16 protein-coding genes are annotated in these 19665 nt (G+C 65.2%); 5 read left to right on the forward strand and 11 right to left on the reverse strand.

Features of this window, described 5'->3' with window-relative positions; genetic code table 11:
* Positions 1–61 precede the first annotated feature (61 nt).
* Both ilvC and E0501_RS18910 read left to right on the forward strand, forming a co-directional pair.
* A complete protein-coding gene (gene ilvC / locus E0501_RS18905; protein ID WP_137702977.1) occupies positions 62–1084 on the forward strand; it encodes a ketol-acid reductoisomerase in 1023 nt (340 codons plus the stop codon).
* Positions 1085–1165: 81 nt separating this feature from the next.
* A complete protein-coding gene (locus E0501_RS18910) occupies positions 1166–2089 on the forward strand; it encodes a DMT family transporter (protein ID WP_137702978.1) in 924 nt (307 codons plus the stop codon).
* A 222-nt stretch (positions 2090–2311) separates the two neighbouring features.
* Here E0501_RS18910 and glmM read toward each other — a convergent pair whose 3' ends face one another.
* From glmM to ppdK, 5 genes are all read right to left on the reverse strand, one after another.
* A complete protein-coding gene (glmM, locus tag E0501_RS18915; RefSeq protein ID WP_137702979.1) occupies positions 2312–3655 on the reverse strand; it encodes a phosphoglucosamine mutase in 1344 nt (447 codons plus the stop codon).
* The gene (gene folP, locus E0501_RS18920; protein ID WP_137702980.1) at positions 3652–4662 is read right to left on the reverse strand and encodes a dihydropteroate synthase; all 1011 of its coding nucleotides are present in this window, start codon (positions 4660–4662) and stop codon (positions 3652–3654) included. Before folP ends, glmM begins: the two co-directional genes overlap by 4 nt.
* 39 nt (positions 4663–4701) lie before the next feature.
* Positions 4702–5634, reverse strand: coding sequence for a dihydroneopterin aldolase (locus E0501_RS18925; protein WP_137702981.1), 933 nt, complete (start codon positions 5632–5634; stop codon positions 4702–4704).
* Between the two features lie 136 nt (positions 5635–5770).
* Positions 5771–6388 (reverse strand): cell wall hydrolase, encoded by a 618-nt coding sequence (locus E0501_RS18930; protein ID WP_137702982.1) that lies wholly within the window; start codon positions 6386–6388, stop codon positions 5771–5773.
* 184 nt (positions 6389–6572) lie between these two features.
* Positions 6573–9110, reverse strand: a complete 2538-nt coding sequence (ppdK, locus tag E0501_RS18935) for a pyruvate, phosphate dikinase (protein WP_137702983.1) — start codon at positions 9108–9110, stop codon at positions 6573–6575.
* A gap of 123 nt (positions 9111–9233) precedes the next feature.
* Here ppdK and E0501_RS18940 point away from each other — a divergent pair, with 123 nt between their 5' ends.
* A complete protein-coding gene (locus tag E0501_RS18940; protein ID WP_137702984.1) occupies positions 9234–9548 on the forward strand; it encodes a putative quinol monooxygenase in 315 nt (104 codons plus the stop codon).
* Between the two features lie 32 nt (positions 9549–9580).
* Here the strand turns inward: E0501_RS18940 and glyS are convergent, their stop codons facing one another.
* The 3 genes from glyS to E0501_RS18955 are packed head-to-tail and all read right to left on the reverse strand — an operon-like array spanning position 9581 to position 13288.
* Positions 9581–11830 carry a glycine--tRNA ligase subunit beta gene (gene glyS, locus E0501_RS18945; protein WP_137702985.1) on the reverse strand — a complete coding sequence of 750 codons (2250 nt, stop codon included), beginning with the start codon at positions 11828–11830 and terminating at the stop codon, positions 9581–9583.
* 1 nt (position 11831) lies between these two features.
* Positions 11832–12359, reverse strand: coding sequence for a DUF6446 family protein (locus tag E0501_RS18950; RefSeq protein WP_137702986.1), 528 nt, complete (start codon positions 12357–12359; stop codon positions 11832–11834).
* Positions 12356–13288, reverse strand: a complete 933-nt coding sequence (locus E0501_RS18955; protein ID WP_137702987.1) for a glycine--tRNA ligase subunit alpha — start codon at positions 13286–13288, stop codon at positions 12356–12358. The genes E0501_RS18950 and E0501_RS18955 overlap by 4 nt, the downstream gene beginning before the upstream one ends.
* Before the next feature lie 171 nt (positions 13289–13459).
* Here E0501_RS18955 and E0501_RS18960 point away from each other — a divergent pair, with 171 nt between their 5' ends.
* On the forward strand, positions 13460–15211 hold the full coding sequence (locus tag E0501_RS18960) for a serine protease (protein WP_137702988.1): 1752 nt from the start codon (positions 13460–13462) through the stop codon (positions 15209–15211).
* Positions 15212–15514: 303 nt separating this feature from the next.
* Positions 15515–15832 (forward strand): hypothetical protein, encoded by a 318-nt coding sequence (locus E0501_RS18965; protein ID WP_137702989.1) that lies wholly within the window; start codon positions 15515–15517, stop codon positions 15830–15832.
* Here the strand turns inward: E0501_RS18965 and E0501_RS18970 are convergent.
* The 3 genes from E0501_RS18970 to E0501_RS18980 are packed head-to-tail and all read right to left on the reverse strand — an operon-like array spanning position 15795 to position 19631.
* A complete protein-coding gene (locus E0501_RS18970; RefSeq protein WP_137702990.1) occupies positions 15795–17384 on the reverse strand; it encodes a 5-guanidino-2-oxopentanoate decarboxylase in 1590 nt (529 codons plus the stop codon). The two genes, E0501_RS18965 and E0501_RS18970, sit on opposite strands and share 38 nt — an antisense overlap.
* Positions 17384–18832 (reverse strand): TrkH family potassium uptake protein, encoded by a 1449-nt coding sequence (locus E0501_RS18975; RefSeq protein WP_137702991.1) that lies wholly within the window; start codon positions 18830–18832, stop codon positions 17384–17386. The genes E0501_RS18970 and E0501_RS18975 overlap by 1 nt, the downstream gene beginning before the upstream one ends.
* Before the next feature lie 40 nt (positions 18833–18872).
* On the reverse strand, positions 18873–19631 hold the full coding sequence (locus E0501_RS18980) for a hypothetical protein (protein WP_137702992.1): 759 nt from the start codon (positions 19629–19631) through the stop codon (positions 18873–18875).
* Positions 19632–19665: the final 34 nt, after the last annotated feature.

Raw genomic sequence — 19665 nt, forward strand, 5'->3', positions numbered from 1 at the left:
CCTGTAGGATGCGGAAAGAATCGCATCGTGGGATGAAAAACGACTGAAAGGAGCGCCCGACATGCGCGTGTATTACGATCGCGATTGCGACATCAACCTGATCAAGGACAAGAAAGTGGCCATCCTGGGCTATGGCAGCCAGGGCCATGCGCACGCGCTGAACCTGCGCGACAGCGGTGCCAAGAACGTGGCCGTCGCCCTGCGCGAAGGCAGCCCGAGCGCCAAGAAGGCCGAAGCCGAAGGCCTGCAGGTGATGGGCATCGCCGAAGCCGCTGCCTGGTGCGACGTGATCATGTTCACCATGCCCGACGAACTTCAGGCGGAAACCTACAAGAAATACGTGCATGACAACCTGAAAGAAGGTTCGGCCATCGCGTTCGCCCACGGCCTGAACGTGCATTTCGGCCTGATCGAGCCGAAGCCCGGCGTTGACGTGATCATGATGGCACCGAAGGGCCCGGGCCATACCGTGCGCGGCGAATACGTCAAAGGCGGCGGCGTGCCCTGCCTTGTTGCGGTGAACAACGACGCCACCGGCAAGGCGCTGGAAATCGGCCTGAGCTACTGCTCGGCCATCGGCGGCGGCCGTTCGGGCATCATTGAAACCAATTTCCGCGAGGAATGCGAAACCGACCTCTTCGGCGAGCAGACGGTTCTGTGCGGCGGGTTGGTCGAGCTGATCCGCATGGGCTTTGAAACCCTGGTGGAAGCCGGCTATGCGCCGGAAATGGCCTATTTCGAGTGCCTGCACGAAGTGAAGCTGATCGTCGACCTGATCTATGAAGGCGGCATCGCGAACATGAACTACTCGATCTCGAACACGGCCGAGTATGGCGAGTATGTCAGCGGCCCGCGCATCCTGCCCTATGACGAGACCAAAGCCCGCATGAAAGAAGTGCTGCGCGACATCCAGACCGGCAAGTTCGTGCGTGACTTCATGCAGGAAAACGCCGTTGGCCAGCCCTACTTCAAGGCAACCCGCCGGATCAACGACGAGCACCAGATCGAGCAGGTCGGCGAGAAGCTGCGCGACATGATGCCCTGGATCTCGGCCGGCAAGATGGTCGACAAGGAAAAGAACTGATACCGATCTTACGGTTCAGACCAAAACGATTGCGATTGACCTCGGCCCCGTGCCGGGGTCAATTCGTTTCGAGGAGGAGACGTGACGCAACCCCCTGATATCACCGCGAAAAGCTGGCTCATGGTGGCCTTTCTGGGTTTTGTCTGGGGTGGCACGTTCCTGATCAACGAGGTGGCGCTGGAAGAGCTGACACCGTTCTGGCTGGCCACCGCGCGGATTTCCTTCGCCGCCCTGGCGATGCTGGTGATCTGGGTGGGCATGGGCCGGCCGCTCTTTGCCGAGCGGCCCGATGGGGCCACACGGATGCGGCTGGCACTGGTGGGCGCGCTGAGCTCGGCCCTGCCCTTCATGCTGATCGCCTGGGGCCAGCAATACGTGACCAGCGGCTTTGCCGGCGTCAGCATGGCGGCGATTGCCCTCTTGGTGCTGCCGCTGGCGCATTTCCTGGTACCGGGCGAGCGGATGACGTGGCGCCGGGCGGCGGGGTTCGTGATCGGGTTTTGCGGGGTCGTCGTTCTGATCGGCGGGCAAGCCTTTGAAAGCACCGGCGAAACGCTGGAATTTGCCGGGCGGCTGGCCTGCCTGGCCGCGGCAAGCTGTTACGCGATGAGCTCGGTTCAGATGCGCAAGCTGCCGGCGGTCGACCCGATCGGGTTGGCCACGGTTCTGCTGTTGATCGGGGCCTGCATCGTGGTGCCGGTTGCGCTGCTGGTTGAAGGTATGCCGCCGATGCCGAGCCCGCAGATCTGGGCGATCATCGCCTTCCTGGGCATTGTGCCCACGGGCATTGCCAACATGATCCGCGTGCTGGTGATCCGCAGCGCAGGGCCGGTTTTCATGAGCCTGACGAACTACCAGGTGCCGGTCTGGTCCGTCGTTCTGGGTGCGGCCTTTCTGGGCGAGCCGCTGCCCGGCAGCCTGCTGTTGGCGCTGGCGCTGATCCTGTGCGGGGTGGGGTTGAGCCAATACGGGGCGCTGAAACGGCTGTTTACCGGGAAAAATTAACCCACTGGTGATGAAAAATCCATGCGCGGGCCCGCGGAGGCGTTCGCACGCAACGGGCAAACCATTGGTTTCACGTCACTTTCATCTTCATAGATCGGCCGGTACGGGCGAATGTGCAAGCAACGGTTAACGCAGGCCGTGGGGGTGACATGCGTGCACCGCCCGGCTGACATCCGGCTGCCGGAAAATCGCGGATCACGCCGGACGGCGCATTAACCTGTGTCAGACGGACTCCTGAACCGCGGCAACGACGTGATCGACGGCTTCGTGCAGGATGGTTTCGTCCTCGCATTCGGCCATGACGCGGATGAGCGGTTCGGTCCCCGACTTGCGAATGAGCAACCGGCCAAGGCCATCGAGCCGGGCCTCGGCCTCGGCAATCGCGGCCTTTACCGGCGCCAGTTCGAGCGGCACCTGCCCGGCCTCGTAACGCACGTTTTTCAGAAGCTGCGGCACCTTTTCGAAACTGTGCACCAGATCCGAAGCGCGATGCCCGGTGCGCACCATTTCGGCCAGGAATTGCAGCCCGGCCATCAGCCCGTCACCGGTGGTGGCGTAATCGGTCATCACGATATGGCCCGACTGTTCGCCGCCCAAGTTGAACCCGCCGGCGCGCATCCGTTCGACGACGTAGCGGTCGCCGACCGCGGTGCGTTCCAGCGATACGCCGCGGCCCTGGAGGTAACGTTCCAGCCCGAGGTTGGACATGACCGTGGCCACGAGCGCATTGCCCTTGAGCCGGCCCTCCTCGGCCCAGCGGGCGGCGAGCAGCGCCATGATCTGATCGCCATCAGCGACGGTGCCGGTTTCGTCGATGAGGATCACGCGGTCGGCATCGCCATCGAGGCAGATGCCCAGGTCCGCACCGTGGCTGACCACGGTTTCGGCGGCGATGCGCGGCTTGGTCGAGCCGCAATCGAGGTTGATGTTGGACCCATCGGGCGAAACGCCGACGGGGATGACCTCGGCGCCCAGTTCCCACAGGACCTCGGGGGCGGCGCGGTAGGCGGCCCCATTGGCACAATCGACGACCACCTTGATGCCGTCGAGGCGCATGCCGAAGGGAAAGGTGGATTTGACCCGCTCGATATAGCGGAAGCGGCCATCGTCGATCCGCTTGGCGCGGCCGATATTGCGGGCCTGCACGGGCTCGACACCTTTCTCGATCAGTGCCTCGATCTCCATCTCGGCCTCGTCAGAGAGCTTGAAGCCGTCGGGCCCGAAGAACTTGATCCCGTTATCGACGGCGGGGTTGTGCGAGGCGGAGATCATCACGCCCAGATCGGCGCGCATCGAGGGCGTGAGCAGGCCCACGGCGGGGGTGGGAACGGGACCGAGCAGAAGCACGTTCATGCCGGTGCTGGTCAGGCCGGCGGTGAGCGCGTTTTCGAACATGTAGCCCGACAGGCGGGTATCCTTGCCGATCACCACGCGGTGGGCGACGGACTTGTCCTGCCGGAAATAGCGGCCCACGGCGGCGCCGATCCTGAGCGCCATTTCGGCAGTCATCGGGTGGGTGTTGGCGGTGCCGCGCACCCCGTCTGTGCCAAACAGCTTGCGTGTCATTCCTTGCCCTCCGTCACGGCGCGCCACAGCGCGAGCGCCTGTGCTGTTTCCCTTACATCATGAACCCGCAGGATTTGCACGCCCTGCGCCGCCGCGGCCAGCGCCACGGCGACCGAGCCCGGGGCACGATCCTGCGCCTGCGGCGCGCGGCCCAGCTTGCCGATGAACCCCTTGCGCGACGCGCCCAGCAGAACCGGGCAGCCCAGCCCGTGGAAAATGGAAATCCCGTTCAGGAGCGCGAGGTTGTGGGCAACGGTCTTGCCGAAGCCGATCCCGGGATCGACGACAATGCGCGACCGCGGGATGCCCTGCGCCACGAGCGCGGAGACGCGCGCGGCGAGCCAGTCGTAGACATCGAGCAGCACGTTGTCGTAGCTGGGATCGTCCTGCATGGTTTCCGGATCGCCCAGGGCGTGCATGACGCAGACCGGCAGGCCCGTCTCCGCGCAGAATGGCGCGAGATCAGTATCGAAGGTGAATCCCGCCACATCGTTGACCAGCACGGCGCCGGCGGCATGGGCGGCGCGGGCCACGGCGGATTTGCGCGTGTCGATCGAGATGGGCACGGAAAGCGCCGATGAAATGGCACTGATCGCGGGGGCGGTACGGGCGATTTCGGTCTCGACCGGCACCTCGCGGGCTCCGGGACGGGTGCTTTCGCCGCCTATGTCGATCAGATCGGCGCCCGCATCGGCCATCGCGCGGGCATGGGCAAGGGCGGTAACGGTGCCCTCATGTGCGCCGCCATCGGAGAAACTGTCGGGAGTGACGTTTAGGATTCCCATCAGGCGCGGCGCGTCCATCGGGAGGCCGCAGATATCCGCACGGGGCGCGGTGAGCGCGGCGATCACCTCGGCCGGAATGGAAGAAACCGGCAGCACCCGGGCCGGGACATCGCGTTCAAAATGCTCGGCATGGGTAAACCAGCACGCGCCGCCCGCCAGAGGCAGGGCGTCGGCGGGCCGGATCGGGCCGGACTGCACCAGGGGTCGGAAATAGCTACTCATGCGCGCCTGAATGGGCGATTGCGCGTGGCGTGGCAAGCGTCAGAGCGCGGCGCGGTCGGCCGCCACGACGCGGCTGACCAGATCGGCGGTCTGCTCCGGCAGGTCCTTGCCGATCGAAAGGAAAGCAGCGGCATGCATAACGCGCGCGAACCACAGCGCCAGAGCCACCGCATCGCCACCCTTCGCCGACGGCCCGTCAACGGCATCCAGCACGATCTTCGAAGGCGCCCACACACTGATCTGGCCGTGCTTCATCGCCCAGTCGAGCTCGGTCCGTGTCTCGACGACAACGCAGCGGGGATCACGCGCCGCCAGAACCCAGGCATTCTGCTCAATGGCGAGAAGATCAATCCGGCGCTGCGTCATCGCGTGGCCGGTCTGTGGCGCGGCAATGTCGGCGGGGCCGACGCAGAGCAGCACGGGGTGTTCTGCCTTTTCCAGCTGGTCGAGCCAGCCGGAAAGATGCGGTGACGCAATTGCCGCGTTCGACAGGAACACCACCTGCGGATGCGGGCCGTCGCCAGGCTCGGGCGGGGCGGTAAAGACCACGGGATCATCCTTGGAGCGGACGATCTCGACGCCAAGGGCGCCCGGGCCACGGTCGAGCTTCTCGATCCGGACGAAGACACGCTCGGCCTGGGGTTCGAGCAGGATGCGCTCGGCAATGCGCTCGGCCAGGGTTTCCAGCAGGTTCAGGCGCTCGGCGGCCAGTTCTGTCGCAATCGCCTCGGTCACCTTGTCATAGCTGAGGATGCGGTCGACATCGTCATCGACGAGCGAGTCGAGCGGCCGGACCTCGACCACGATGTTAAACTGCACGCGTTGCGTTTTCCCGCGTTCGGCCTGAAAGGCGCCGATTTCGACCTCGACGATATGATCGCGCAGCGAGATACGGTCGAGCGGGTGGGCAGCCCCGGTGGCGCGCGAGCGCGCGTCGGGATGCTCGAACGCGAGGCGGATTTCGTTGCTCATTCTGCAGGCTCCCGGCGCCGGTTGGGATTTCAAGGGCCATTCTAGCCCCGGGGCGGGACATATCAGGGCCACGGGCGGCAGGCCACCTGCGATTTGCGGCATGGTTTGCGCAGGCAGACCGCCTGCGCGGCGACCGTCAGTTCTGCGACAGGCGGGTCGGCTGGCGATAGAAGTGGTGGAACCCGATGGTCGCCGTGCGCGGGAACTTGCGCGCCCAGCGCGGATTGACCGACTTCGTATGGTAATGCGTCGCGCCCTTGGTCAGCGGCCGCGGCCCACCCTGCACCATCAGCTTGGCGATCTTGCCAACGCGGGTGAAGGCCTGCGGCTCGTTGATGACCTCCTTGTGGCCATCGCACGTATAGGTGAACTGGCAGGCGTACTTGCGCCCCGTGCCCTGGTTGATCACGCCGCAAACCGTATCGGGATAGTTCGGGCTGTCGACCCGGTTCATGATCACCTCGGCCACGGCGAACTGGCCCTTCACGCTTTCGCCGCGGGCTTCGAAATAGAGCGCCTCGGCAAGGCAGCGCCATTGCGCGCCCCCGGTCGCCTTGGGCTGCGTTTCCAGCCAGTTGCGCGAATAGGACAGAGGACCGGCAGAGGCCGGTCGCTGCAGCAGGGCGTCGGCCTGCGAAGACGAAAGCTTCTGCAGAGCGCGCTGTTCCTTGCTGAAGAGCTGTTTGACGGTGGTGTCGGCGATTGCCGGACCTGCCAGGCAAAGCCCGGCAATCAGTGCAATTACGGTCCGCATTTTGAAAGCCCCAGTTCCCAAGTCTTAACCAAAAGCGTGAACGTCACGCAGTAACAAGCGGATTTTTTATACAAATTTTTCATATCAGTCCAGCCGGACGCCCCTGCGACCTGCCGCCGCTGTAGCGAAAACGAGCCGATTTCTATGGCCAAACGCAGGATATTGGAGAGGCGGGAACTGCCCCCTACCCGATCTTGTCGGCCACGGCGAGCTGTGCCGCAGCCAGCCGCGCCACCGGAACCCGGAACGGAGAGCAGGAGACATAGTCGAATCCGGCATTGCGACAGAAGGCAATTGATTCGGGGCTGCCGCCATGTTCGCCACAGATCGACAGGACCAGATCGGGGCGTGCCGCGCGGCCACGTTCGGCGCCGATCGTCAACAATTCGCCTACGCCATCGGCGTCGAGCGTATGGAACGGATCTTCCTGGTAGACGCCCTGCTGCACGTAAGTCGACATGAAGCGGCCGGCATCATCGCGCGAGAGGCCATAGGTCATCTGGGTCAGGTCGTTGGTACCGAAGCTGAGGAAGGCACAATGCGGCGCGATATCGCCGGCGCGCAGCGCGGCGCGCGGCGTTTCGACCATGACGCCCAGGCGATAGGTGAAATCCTGCCCGGTTTCGTTGCGCACCGCCGCCGCAACGGCGTCGATGCGGGTTTTCACCAGTTCGACCTCGCGCTTGGCGCTGACCAGCGGGATCATAATTTCGGGCACGACCGGATCGCCATCCTTGCTGGCCTCGATCGTGGCCTCGAAAATGGCACGGGCCTGCATGTCGTAGATCTCGGGGACGGTTACGCCCAGGCGCACGCCGCGCATGCCGAGCATGGGGTTGTATTCGCCCAGTGCCTCGACCCGGCGGGTGACATCCGAAAGCGGCAGGTCCAGTGCCTCGGCCAGTTCGCGGTGGCCGGCACGGTCATGCGGCAGGAATTCGTGTAGGGGCGGGTCGAGCAGGCGGATGCAGACCGGCTTGCCCTCCATGATGCGAAACAGCTCGGTAAAGTCGGCGCGCTGCATGGGCAGCAGCCGGTCGAGCGCGGCGCGGCGGTCCTCGGGGCTGTTGGCGAAGATCATCTCGCGCATGACGATCAGCCGGTCGGTCTCGAAGAACATGTGTTCGGTGCGGCAGAGCCCGATGCCCTCGGCCATGAAATTGCGCGCGGTCTGCGCGTCGGCCGGGGTGTCGGCATTGGCGCGGATGGCGATATCGCGCACCGCGTCGGCCCAGGACATGAGGATCTGCAGGTCTTCGTCCTGCGCGGCCTCGATCAGCGCGGGCTGGCCGGCCAGAACCTCGCCATGGGTGCCGTCGACGGTGATGATGTCGCCTTCGCGGAAGACCCGGCCATCGGGCGCGGTCAGCACCTTCTTGCGGATCTGGAACCGCATCTCGGAGGCGCCGACGACGCAGGGCAGACCGAGGCCGCGGCCGATGACGGCGGCGTGGCTGGTCATGCCGCCACGCTCGGTCAGAACGGCGGCGGCCGCGTGCATGCCGCGGATGTCCTCGGGGCTGGTTTCGCGACGCACCAGAACGCAGGGTTCGTCGCGAGCGGCGCTGGCCTGGGCCTCGGCGGCGGAAAACACGATCTTGCCGCTGGCCGCCCCCGGGCTGGCGGCGATGCCGGTGGCAAGGTGATCGCGGGGCGCCTCGGGGTCGACCTGCCGGTGCAGCATTTCGCTCAGCATGGTCGGATCGACGCGCATCAGCGCCTCTTCGCGCGGGATGATGCCATCCTCGGCCAAGCGCACGGCGATGCGCACGGCAGCACGGGCCGAGCGCTGGACGCGCACCCCGTCAAGCAGCCAGACCTTGCCGTTCTCGATGGTGAACTCGGCCTGCATCTCGGCGCGCAGGCGGGTGCGCATCAGCTTGGTATAGTCGATCAGATCGGCGAAGGCCTGCGGCGCCTGTTCCTCGAGCGAGGGGCCGCGGGGGTCACGCTCGAGATAAAGCGAGGATTCGCCGGTGAGCGCGTCGCGGCCCTGGCTTTGGCTGAGATAGCGGCCGGTGATCTGCGGCAGGCCGGTCTGGCTGTCGACAAGCTGAATGACGCCCGAGCCGCATTCGCCCTGCCCCAGGCCGAACACCATTTCCTGCACCACGAGGCCGAGCCCCGCATCGGCGGGCGCGCCCTTGGCCTGGCGCAGGAGGCGGGCCGTCGTACCTTCCCAGGCGCGGGCCATCGAGCGCAGCACGGCGGCGAGTTGCACGGCGGGGTCCTGCGGGAATTCCTCTTCGGCCTCTTCCTCATAGGCGTGCAGCGCCTCGGACAGGCCGGCGGGGCCGGTATCGGTGATGTCCTCGAACATGTCCGGATCGAGCCGGGCGACGTGGATGGCATAGGACTGCACGAAGCGCAGGAATAGCGTCGCTGCGGCGTCGGTCCCCAGACGGTCGGCCAGATCGACATAGACCGCGTCGTTCATGCCGATGTTGAGCACCGCGTTGGGCCCACCCCAATCGGGATCTTCCGAGGAGGGGCGCACGCACAAGAGCGCCGTGTCGCCGAAGGGCGCGAGCAGTTTGCGCATGTCCGGCATCTCGCCAGCGGCGATGCGGTGAACCTCGTCGAAGGAAAGCGCGACGGTTTTCGGCACCGGCAGATCGAGCCGAACCAGCCGTTGCAGGCATTTCGCCCGTCCGCCATGGGTGGCCGTGGCGATCGGGGCCGAGGGGGTAATGAGGGCGATATGCGCGTCGTCTTGCTGCACTGCGGCATCCTTTGTCTTGGGCGCAGAATACGCTTAAGCCGCTTGCTGGCAAGTAAAAGCTTGATCCGCGCCGGGCAGGCCCGCATGCTAAAGCGTCGCAGTCAACAGAAGGAAGGATGCCCCATGGCCGTCGTGCACGTCTTTGCCATCATCACCGCGAAACCCGGCCAGCGGGACGCGGTTCTGGAGATTTTCCGCGCCAACGTGCCCGCGGTGCGGGCCGAGGATGGCTGCATCGAATACCAGGCGGTCGTCGACGCCGCTGAGGCCGGGCCGTTCCAGGCGCCGCTGGGCCCTGACAGCTTTGCCGTGGTCGAGAAATGGGAGAGTATGGCGACGCTGCACGCCCATGCCGTGGCGCCACATATGAAAGCCTATGGCGCGCAGGTGAAAGACATGCTGGCCGACCGGAAAATCCACATCCTGAGCGACGCGTAGCCACGGCACCGCAGAGGGCGCGGCGCGGGCGCCTAGCCCTGGATCATCGTCAGATCAGCCACCTTGAGGCAGATGCCGCGGATCCTGGCCAGAAGGTTCAGCCGGTTGCGGCGCACGACATCGTTGTCCGAGTTGACCTGCACGGCCTCGAAGAACGCATCAATCGGCGCGCGCAGACGGGCCATGGCTTCCATCGCGGCGGCATAGTCCTCTTTCTCCATTGCCGCGGCGATCTCGGGCTCGGCGGCGTCAAGCGCAGCGAAGAGCGCCTTTTCCTCGTCCGTTTCGGCGAACTTGATGTCGGCGCCGAAGGAATATTCGACGCCGTCCTTTTCTTCGGCCTGGGTAAGGATGTTGTTGGCGCGCTTGAACCCCTGCAGCAGGTTGTCGCCATCGTCGGTTTTCAGGAAGCCGCCCAGCGCCTCGGCCCGTTTGACAAGCATGTTGAGATCGTCGCCGCCATCCGCGAGGCAGGCATCGATCACGTCATGGCGCAGGCCCTGATCGCGCAGGTGCACCTTGAGCCGGTCGTGGAAGAAGGCCAGCAGATCGGTCGAGATGTCGGGCACCAGTTCGCCCACGGTGCGCAGAAGCGAGCCGTCGCCGGTATCGGGGGCGTCGTCACGCGCCTTGAGCCGGTCGAGCACCGCGTGAAAGGCGCCACCAAAGACGCCGTGATCGGAAATCTCGTCGATGATTTCCTCAAGCGTGTCGATCTCGCCGGTGGAGGCCTTGACCGCGTTCAGCCCGATTTTGTGCAGCACCAGCTGCGCGTCGATATAGGTGTCGAGCTTGAGCCGCAGGTCGCCTTCGAGGATGATGCGGATCACGCCCAGTGCCGCGCGGCGCAGCGCGAACGGGTCTTTCGAGCCGGTGGGTTTTTCGTCGATCGCCCAGAACCCGGTGAGCGTATCGAGCTTGTCGGCGAGCGCCACGGCGCGCGATACCGCGCCTTCGGGCACGTCATCGGAGGGACCGAGCGGCGAGTAATGCTCTTCGCAGGCCCGGGCCACTTCGGCCGGCAGGCCCGCGGCCTCGGCATAGTAGCGGCCCATGAGACCCTGGAGCTCGGGGAATTCGTAGACCATCTCGGAACTGAGATCGGCCTTGGCCACGCGCGCAGCCTGTTCGGCCATCGCCGGGTCCGCGCCGGTGATGGGCGCCAGCATGCGCGCCAGGCGGGCGATGCGGGCGATGCGCGCCGCTTGGGTGCCCAACTGCCGCTCGAATGTGACGTTTTCAAGCTTTTCCAGCCATTCGCCCATGCCCGCGCGGGCGATGCGCAGATCGTTCTCCCAGAAGAACTTGGCATCCGAGAGGCGGGCCGAAAGCACCTTCTGGTTGCCGGCAAGGATCGTCGCGCCGTGATCGGCGGTTTCGCGGTTGGCGACGGTGACAAAGCGCTCGATCCGGCCGGTTTTCGGGTTTTTCACCGAGAAGAACTTCTGGTGTTCCTTCATCGAGGTCTGCAGCACTTCGGGCGGCAGTTCGAGAAACTCTTCGCCGATTTCGCCCATCAGCACGACGGGCCATTCGACAAGGCCCGCGACCTCGGCCAGCAGGCCGCGGTCCTCGACCACTTCGAGCCCGGCGGCGAAAGCCTGGTTGGTGGCGTCCTGCCAGATGTGATCGGCGCGTTCGGCGGCGTCGAGGATCACCTTGTCACGCTTGAGCCTGGCCTCGTAATCCTCGAAGCTGCTGACGGCGAAGCGCCCGCCGCCCATGAAGCGGTGGCCTTCGGTGGTATTGGAGGATGTGATGCCGTCGATCTCGAACGGGACGACCTGGGCGCCATCCTCGGACGAAAGGATGCAAAGGATCGAGTGCAGCGGGCGCACCCAGCGCAGGTTGCCGCCGCCCCAGCGCATGGATTTGGGCCAGGGGAAGTTGCGGATCACGTCGCCCAGAACCTCGGCCACGATCTCGGCCGCGGGGCGGCCGGGTTTTTCGATCGTGGCGAAAAAGACGGCGCCCTTGGGCGTGTCGCGTTGTTCCAGGTCTTCGCGTGTGAGCCCTGCCCCGCGCAGGAATCCCTCGATCGCCTTTTCGGGGGCGTCGACGCGCGGACCCTTGCGCTCTTCGCGGATGGTGGGGCTTTCGGCCAGCAGGTCCTCGACCGCGAGGGCCAGGCGCCGGGGCGTCGAAAACGCCTGCGCGCCGCCATAGGTCAGCCCTGCTTCGACCAGGCCGTCGGTCATGCGTTTCTTCAGGTCCTCGGCCGCGCGCGCCTGCATGCGGGCGGGGATTTCCTCGGAAAAGAGTTCGATCAGCAGGTTGGGCATGTCAGTTGCCTTCGGGTTTGGGCGGGCAGTCGGCGGGGGCGGGTTTGCCGTCGAACACCTCTTCGCCGCAATGATTGATCTGGTGCCAGGCGAAACCGCGGCCATCGGGCAGCACGGCGATCACCCGGTCGATGCCATATTCGATGTTGTGCTGGCCGAGGAAGGCCAGGGCCTCGCCGCGTTCCAGCGCCTCCCCGATCTCGACGGCGTCGAAGCAATCGAACCAGCCGGGGGCGACCAGCGGCTCGGCGGCCTCGTAGGGCTCATAGGTTTCGGTCAGCATCGGGATCGACTGCGCGGTGGTGAAGCACGCGCGGTAGCGGATGGGCGAGCTGTCGGCGTTGATGGCCTTGAAATCGTCGTAGAGGATCGGCTCGGGCCGGCCCGAAGTGAGCGAGGTGAGCATCACGTCATCGGTGCCGGTGGCCACGACCTCGTCATAATAGGCGTAGACCTGCAGGTAGTAGATGGCTGCTCCTGCGATAAGTGAAATCACGACGATGAACCCCGCTACGATCTTGCCGCTCATGCTTCGGCATACCCCCCGGCCTCGGTCTGCACGAAGGCGTCGGCGCATTTCTTGGCCAGCGCACGCACCCGGCCGATATAGGCCTGCCGTTCGGTGACCGAGATCACCCCGCGCGCATCGAGCAGGTTGAAGATGTGGCTGGCCTTGATGCACTGGTCATAGGCGGGATGCGCCATGACGATGCGGCGGCCGGTTTTCGGATCGGTCGTGGGATGCTCGAGGATCGCCTCGCATTCGGCCTCGGCCTCTTCGAACTGCTTCAGCAGGACCTGCGTGTTGGCCACATCGAAATTCCACCGCGAATATTCCTGCTCGGTCTGGCGGAAAACATCGCCATAGCTGAGCGCGATGGGCGCGTCGGGATCGTTGAAGGGCATCTCCATCACGTGGTCGATGCCCAGAACATACATCGCCAGACGTTCGAGCCCGTAAGTGAGCTCGCCCGAGACGGGGTGGCAATCATGGCCGCCGACCTGCTGGAAATAGGTGAACTGCGACACTTCCATGCCATCGCACCAGACCTCCCAGCCGAGCCCCCAGGCGCCGAGCGTCGGGCTTTCCCAGTCATCCTCGACAAAGCGGATGTCGTGCAGCTCCATGTCGATGCCGATCGCCGCGAGGCTGCCGAGGTAGAGCTCTTGCAGATCGGGCGGGCTGGGTTTGATCAGAACCTGGTACTGGTAATAGTGCTGAAGGCGGTTGGGATTTTCGCCATAGCGCCCATCGGTGGGGCGGCGAGAAGGCTGCACATAGGCCGCCGCCCAGGGACGCGAGCCAAGAGAGCGCAGGGTGGTTGCGGGGTGAAACGTGCCGGCGCCGACTTCCATGTCATAGGGCTGCATGATGGCGCAGCCCTTTTCGGCCCAGTAGTTCTGAAGCCGCAGGATGATCTCCTGAAAACTGCGGGGTTTTGCCGTCGGGGACGTCATCACGGAGCCTCTTTTGCGCACGGTCGGTCGAAATCGCGCCCTGCTTAATGGGGGGGCGCGGCAGGGTCAATTGCGGCCTCACGCATTATTTGGGTGCATGGATCGCGGGATTTGATAAAACACCCTCCAGACTCAGATAAGAGCTGACAGGGTAAGGGCAAGACTCCGACAATGCGACGCACAATTTTCGCTGTTTTTATCACCATTGTTTTCTTCGTCCGGCCGGCCACGGCGCAGGATGGTGTCGCTTGGGTTCAGATCGAGGCGCAACCCAGCCTGACCCAGGCACAGGAGCGTGTGCGCGCCTATGCCGGGCAGTTGCCGGACGTCAACGGCTTTGCCCTGGGCGGGGGCTGGTACGGGATCGCACTGGGCCCCTACACGAGCGAGGACGCAGAGCGGGTACTGCGCGTCTATCGTGCGCAGGGTGAAATTCCCGGTGACAGTTTCATCGCCTATTCCAGCAGCTTTCGTCAGCAGTTCTGGCCTATCGGGGCGAATATCCTGGCGGTCGAGCCGCAGGAGGCGAACCCGGTGCAACAGGCGGCGGTCGAAACCGACGCGCCCGCGCCGGAACCGCAGCCCGAACCCGAGGCAAGGCCGGTCGATGAAACCCCGGCCGAAGCCCGCCGCAGCGAAGCCGAGTTGAACCGCGACGAGCGGATGGAACTGCAGATGATGCTGAAATGGGCCGGTTTCTACGACGCCGCGATCGATGGCGCCTTTGGCCGCGGCACGCGCGGGTCGATGGCCGAATGGCAGGACGCCAACGGGTTCGAGCGCACCGGCATCCTGACCACGATGCAGCGCACGGAGCTGAAACGGCAGTACGACGCCATACTCGACGGTCTCGACCTGAAAATGGTGATCAACGAGACCGCGGGCATCGAAATGAAGATCCCGACTGGCGTGGTGGCCTTCAGGGAATACAACCCGCCCTTCGCGCATTACGAAGCTACCGGCGATATCAACGCAAAAGTGTTGATGATTTCTCAACCGGGCGATCAGAACACGCTTTTCGGGCTTTACGACATCATGCAGACGCTTGAGATCGTGCCCGAAGCCGGCCCGCGTGAACGCGATGGCGACAGCTTCCTGCTGATCGGGGAAGCGGCGGATTTCATCAGCCATACCGAGGCGCGGCTGCAGAACGGCGAGATCAAGGGTTTCACCCTGGTCTGGCCTGCCGGAGACGAGGAGCGGCGCACGCGGCTTCTGGGCGAAATGCAGAAGAGTTTCAACCGCCTGGACGGCGTGATGAGCCCGGCGGAGGGCGCGGATGACAGCCAGAGCATCGACCTGGTGTCGGGGCTGGAGATCCGACGGCCGAAACTGTCGCGCTCGGGCTTTTTCGTGGATGATCGCGGCACGGTGGTGACCACGGCGCAGGCCGTGCGCGGCTGTGAGAAGATCACGCTGGATGGCGATTACGAGGCCGAGGTGCTGGCCAGTGACGAGACGCTGGGCATTGCCGTGCTGCGCGCGACCGAAGCGCTGGCCCCGCCGTCGGTTGCGACCCTGCGCCAGGGCGATCCGCGCCTGCAATCGGAGGTCGCGGTGTCCGGATTCTCGTACGAGGGGGTTCTGAGCGCGCCGACGCTGACCTTTGGCCGGCTGAGCGATATCAAGGGGTTGCAGGGCGAAACCCAGTTGAAACGGCTGGCGTTGAACGCATTGCCCGGCGATGCCGGCGGCCCCGTTTTCGACGATGGCGGCGCGGTGTTCGGCATGTTGCTGCCGCAGGAAGACGGCGCGCGCAAACTGCCCGAGAACGTGAGCTTTGCCGCCGATGCGGCGGCCATCCGCACGGTGCTGGAGCAGGCCGGGATCACCCCTGCCGGAGCCAGCGCCGACGGGCCGGTTGCGCCCGAGGACCTGACCGATGCCGCGCGTGGCATGACGGTGCTGGTCAGCTGCTGGTAGGCATCGCACGCAGCGGTTAACGCCGCGGCGATGCAGAAAACCGGCGGGGTGCAACGCGGCTGACATGTGCGCACCCCCCGTGCACCGCTGCGGCGCGGCATTTCTTTACCCTGAATTTACTTAATCCACCGTGCGTAGGCGGGCCGCCGTCGGGCGGACCGCTCGAATTGGACTCAATTGCGCACCGCTTTCCCCCCTGCCCCGGCGCGTGCATTAAGACCTTGGCAAGATTTGCGCGTCAGCCTGTGGGAATCGGATGGGGGCGTGCCCGGGTGATCCGGGCCGCAAAGAGGAGTAAGGACCATGCTGCGTCTTATGAGTGCCGTGATCGTTCTGGGGGTAAGCGCAACCGTTGCACAGGCCGGGGGCATCGCCGCCCCGCCCGTCCATCACACGACCCAGTGGTGGACCAGCTCTGCCGGGTGCGAATACAGCCGCTCGGGCCGCCCCGGGGGGGCCGTGACCTGGATCGTGACCAAGGTACCGCGCGGCGCGGTCTGCCCACAGTATATCGGGGCTGGCAGCCGCTATGCCCCCGGTCCGGTATCCGGCCCGAGCAACCGCATCTGCCGCGAGCGCGGTGCTAATCCGCGGGTGCGGGCGATATGCGCAGGAGCGTAGGCCGGTCAGCCTGAAACGCATCGAGCACGGCCTGCTGCAAATCAGTCAGCGAGGCCGGCTCGGCGGCGTGGGCTCCATAGGCCCGCGCCAGCGCCGCGAAATCGGGATTGCGCGCGACCACCGCGTTGGGCGCGATCTGGGAGGCGATCATGCTGTCCTCGATCTCTTTCAATTTGCCGTTGTCCCACAGCAGGATCGGCAGCGGCAGGCCCAGTTCGACCGCGGTGCCGAGCTCCTGGAGGCTGTACTGAAAGCCGTAGTCGCCCGCGATGGCGAGCGTCGGCCTGCCCGGGCGCGCGACCGCCCCGCCGATGGCCGCAGGTAGCGCATAGCCCAGCGTACCGAAACCGGTGGGATGGTGCCAGTGGCCGGGCCTGGGCATGTCCCAGACCTCTTTCGCGACATAGGCGAATTGGGTCATGTCGGAATAGATCATCGTGTCATCGGGCAGCACCGCGCGCAGCGCATCGCAGACCGGCACGATACCGGGGCGTTCGGCATCGGCCTCGGCCCGGGCGGCAGCGCGGAAGGCGGCGATCTCGGCCGGTTGCCAGCCCGTAGCCGGTTGGTCATCGAGCGCGCCAAGCACAGCCTGCATGATCGCGAAGGCATCGCCGAGGATCATCTCGTCGTCCGGACGCGTGGCGGCCGACAGGTTCTCGGGGTCGATGTCGATGCGGAGCATCGGGCAGGCATGGCCCAGGTCATCGCGCCACAGATCGACTTCGGCCAGGTCTGACCCCACGACGAGGACAAGGTCGGCCTGCGCCAGGATATCGCGCGAGGCCGGGCGCGGCAGGGTGGCGCCGAGATAGAGCGGATGATCGCCTGGCATGATGCCCCGCCCGGCATAGGTGCAGACCACCGCCGCGCCGGCGCGATCGGCGATTTGCGGATAGACCGAGGCGCCCGCCCGCGCCCCGCCACCGAGAATGATCAGCGGGCGTTTGGCGGATGTGAGGGCGCGTGTGATCCGGGTCACAGCGGCTTCGTCCTGCGCCGGCAGGCCCGACAGGCCGGTTTCGGTCTTTGGCGGGAACGCGTCTGCCGGATTGCCCAGAAGCGAGATTGGCACCTGCAGGTGCTTGGGTCGCGGACGGCGGGTTTCGAACTCGGCCAGGGCGCGGTCGATCAGGGCATAGGCGGCCTGCGGGCTTCGGGCCTCCTCGGACCAGTCGCAGACCGTGGCGGCGGCGGCGCGCTGGTCGCGCATCTGGTGCAACTGGCCGCGGGTGGCGGCGGTTTCATCGAGGCACGACGAGATCACCAGCACCGGCACGGAATCGGAATAGGCCTGGCCCATCGGCGTCATGATATTGGTCAGCCCCGGGCCAGTGATGACATAGGCTACGCCCGGTTTGCCGCTAGCCCGCGCATAGCCATCGGCCATGAAACCCGCGCCCTGTTCGTGGCGGGCGAGGATATGGGTGATCCCGGCCTCTTCGATGCCGCGATAAAGCTCGATATTGTGGACGCCGGGGATGCCGAAAATCGTGTCGACGCCGCGATCACGCAGCATGTGGGAAATTTGCGCACCGAGGGGTCGCTGCATCATGCTCTCCAGAATTGCAGAGTGAAGAGGGCGAAGACCGCCATCAATTCGAGCCGGCCGATCCACATGCCGAAGATCAGGATCCACTTGGCCGTGTCATTCAGCGACGAGAAATTGCCGGACGGCCCGATGATATCGCCGAGGCCGGGGCCGATATTGGCCACCGCCGTGGCCGCCCCCGAGAGCGAGGTGATGAAATCGAGCCCGGTCAGCGACAGCGCCACGGCGAGAAGGCCGAGCGTGACGATGAAGAAGACGAAAAAAACCATGACCGAGTTCAGCACGTCTTCGCTGATCGGGCGGCCATCATATTGCGGCTGGAACACACCGTGGGGATAGCTGGTGCGCCGCAGCTGCGCGCGGATCGAGGAAAACAGGATCTGGTAGCGGAAGATCTTGACCGAGCAGGCGGTCGAGCCGGCGCAGCCGCCAATGAGACCGATGAAGAAGAACACGGTGATCAGGAACGGCCCCCACATCATGTAATCGACCGAGGCATAACCGGTGCCCGAGATGATCGAGGTGATGTTGAACAGCGCCTCGCGCACCGCCTGTTCCCAGTGATGCGGAAAGATCGAGGTCAGCACCAGCGAGGTGATCGCGACCAGCACGGCGATGATGACGAGGAAGGTGCGCACCTGCGTGTCCCTGAACAACGGCGTGGTGTGGCCGTTCAGCATCTGGACATAGCGCACGAAGGGCAGCGCTGAGAGGATCATGAAGAGAGAGGCGGCATATTCGGCCGGCCCCGAGAAGGTGCCGAAAGACGCATCGTAATTCGAGAAACCGCCCGTGGAGATCGTGGTGAGCGCATGCACCGTGGCATCGAAGGTGCCCATGCCCATCACCAGGTAGGTGACGATGCAGGCCATGGTGAGCGCGAGGTAAACCACGGAGATCTGCCAGGAAATCTCGGTCGCACGGGGCAGGATCTTGCCCATCGTGTCGAAGGCCTCGGAGCGGAAGATCTGCATGCCGCCGACGCGCAATTCGGGCAGGAACACCATGGCGACAACGATGATGCCGATCCCGCCCAGCCATTGCAGGATACCACGCCAAAGCAGGATGCCCTTGGGCAATTCATCAAGGCCGGAAATGACGGTTGAGCCGGTGGTGGTGAGGCCCGACATCGCCTCGAAGAACGCGTCGGTGAAACTGAGCTGGGTTGCCCCCAGCATCAGTGGCATCGCGGCAAAGACCGGCAGCGCCAGCCAGACGCCCGAGGTGAGCAGGAAGGTCTGTTGCAGGGTCAGCCCTTCGCGCACGCCGTTCTGGCAGGCAAGCGCGACCATCGCACCGATCAGCACCGTCAGCACCGCGCTTTCGGCGAATGCCGGCCAGTGGCCGCGGCCTTCGGCGAGATCCACCATCAGGGGCAGGATCATCGCCAGGCCCAGCGCGGCCACGAGCAGGCCGATGACATATCCGACGGGTCTGAGATCAAACATTGGCTGAGCGTTGGGACCTGGGGCCTGCTGTGTCAAGCACTCAGGTGAGTGCACGGCCTTCGATACGGGCGCCGTAGAGCGTGGTAAGCACGGAAAGGCTGAGCGTGACCGAGAACCAACTGAGCGCCAGCGCCAGCAGCCCCGACAGCAGCCCGCCGCGCGCAAGCCCCTGATTGAGCAATTGCATTAGCAGAAAGGCCGCAGCCACGGTGGCAATCGCACCCAGCATGCCGCGCGTGGCCGACCAGCTGGCGCCCAGAGATAGTGGTTTACCCAGGGCCGCGGCGGGCAGGATCAGGCTGAGCCGCAGGAAAAACACGGTGAGCGCGATCTGCAGCAGCGTACCGATGATCATCATGGCGCCGTCCCACCTGGTGAAAGGGGCGATCAGCACCCCCAGTGCAAACATCGCCGGGATCAGCAGGACGAGCGCGAGAGCGGCAAGTTTCAGCGCCGCGAGAATGTAGGACCAGACCTCGGCACCGCGCCAGCGTGGCAGGACCGGGCCTGGCGGTTCGCTGAGCAGCGCATAGCGGTGCCAGGCCACGGACATCCAGGTGATGCAGACCATGGCCACCACCACCCCAAGCAGCAGCGCCAGTGTCATCGCCGGATCGGAGTAGTCGGGACGCAGTCCGATCGTGTGACGCATGCGGCCCGGCGCGCCAACCGTCATGAAAATGCCGACCATGGCCACCACGGCCAGAAGGACCGGCCCCACGGTGATGCGCAGCGTGGCCCAGATATCGTGAAAGATCATGCGGATCGCGTGGCGCAGGATGGCAAATCCGTCTTCCATCAGGGATCTCCGTTCAGGCCTCGGTCCTGTGCCA

This window comes from Marimonas lutisalis (assembly GCF_005434965.1).
Classification (GTDB): Bacteria; Pseudomonadota; Alphaproteobacteria; order Rhodobacterales; family Rhodobacteraceae; genus Marimonas_A; species Marimonas_A lutisalis.

Coding starts and splice junctions, on each gene's coding strand:
- E0501_RS18975 (WP_137702991.1), bottom strand. CDS start 18,832: ATGTTTGATCTCAGACCCGTCGGATATGTCATCGGCCTGCTCGTGGCC.
- E0501_RS18950 (WP_137702986.1), bottom strand. CDS start 12,359: ATGAGCGGCAAGATCGTAGCGGGGTTCATCGTCGTGATTTCACTTATC.
- glyS (WP_137702985.1), bottom strand. CDS start 11,830: ATGCCCAACCTGCTGATCGAACTCTTTTCCGAGGAAATCCCCGCCCGC.
- E0501_RS18960 (WP_137702988.1), top strand. CDS start 13,460: ATGCGACGCACAATTTTCGCTGTTTTTATCACCATTGTTTTCTTCGTC.
- E0501_RS18925 (WP_137702981.1), bottom strand. CDS start 5,634: ATGAGCAACGAAATCCGCCTCGCGTTCGAGCATCCCGACGCGCGCTCG.
- folP (WP_137702980.1), bottom strand. CDS start 4,662: ATGAGTAGCTATTTCCGACCCCTGGTGCAGTCCGGCCCGATCCGGCCC.
- E0501_RS18970 (WP_137702990.1), bottom strand. CDS start 17,384: ATGCAGCGACCCCTCGGTGCGCAAATTTCCCACATGCTGCGTGATCGC.
- E0501_RS18980 (WP_137702992.1), bottom strand. CDS start 19,631: ATGGAAGACGGATTTGCCATCCTGCGCCACGCGATCCGCATGATCTTT.
- E0501_RS18955 (WP_137702987.1), bottom strand. CDS start 13,288: ATGACGTCCCCGACGGCAAAACCCCGCAGTTTTCAGGAGATCATCCTG.
- E0501_RS18965 (WP_137702989.1), top strand. CDS start 15,515: ATGCTGCGTCTTATGAGTGCCGTGATCGTTCTGGGGGTAAGCGCAACC.
- E0501_RS18930 (WP_137702982.1), bottom strand. CDS start 6,388: ATGCGGACCGTAATTGCACTGATTGCCGGGCTTTGCCTGGCAGGTCCG.
- E0501_RS18940 (WP_137702984.1), top strand. CDS start 9,234: ATGGCCGTCGTGCACGTCTTTGCCATCATCACCGCGAAACCCGGCCAG.
- glmM (WP_137702979.1), bottom strand. CDS start 3,655: ATGACACGCAAGCTGTTTGGCACAGACGGGGTGCGCGGCACCGCCAAC.
- ilvC (WP_137702977.1), top strand. CDS start 62: ATGCGCGTGTATTACGATCGCGATTGCGACATCAACCTGATCAAGGAC.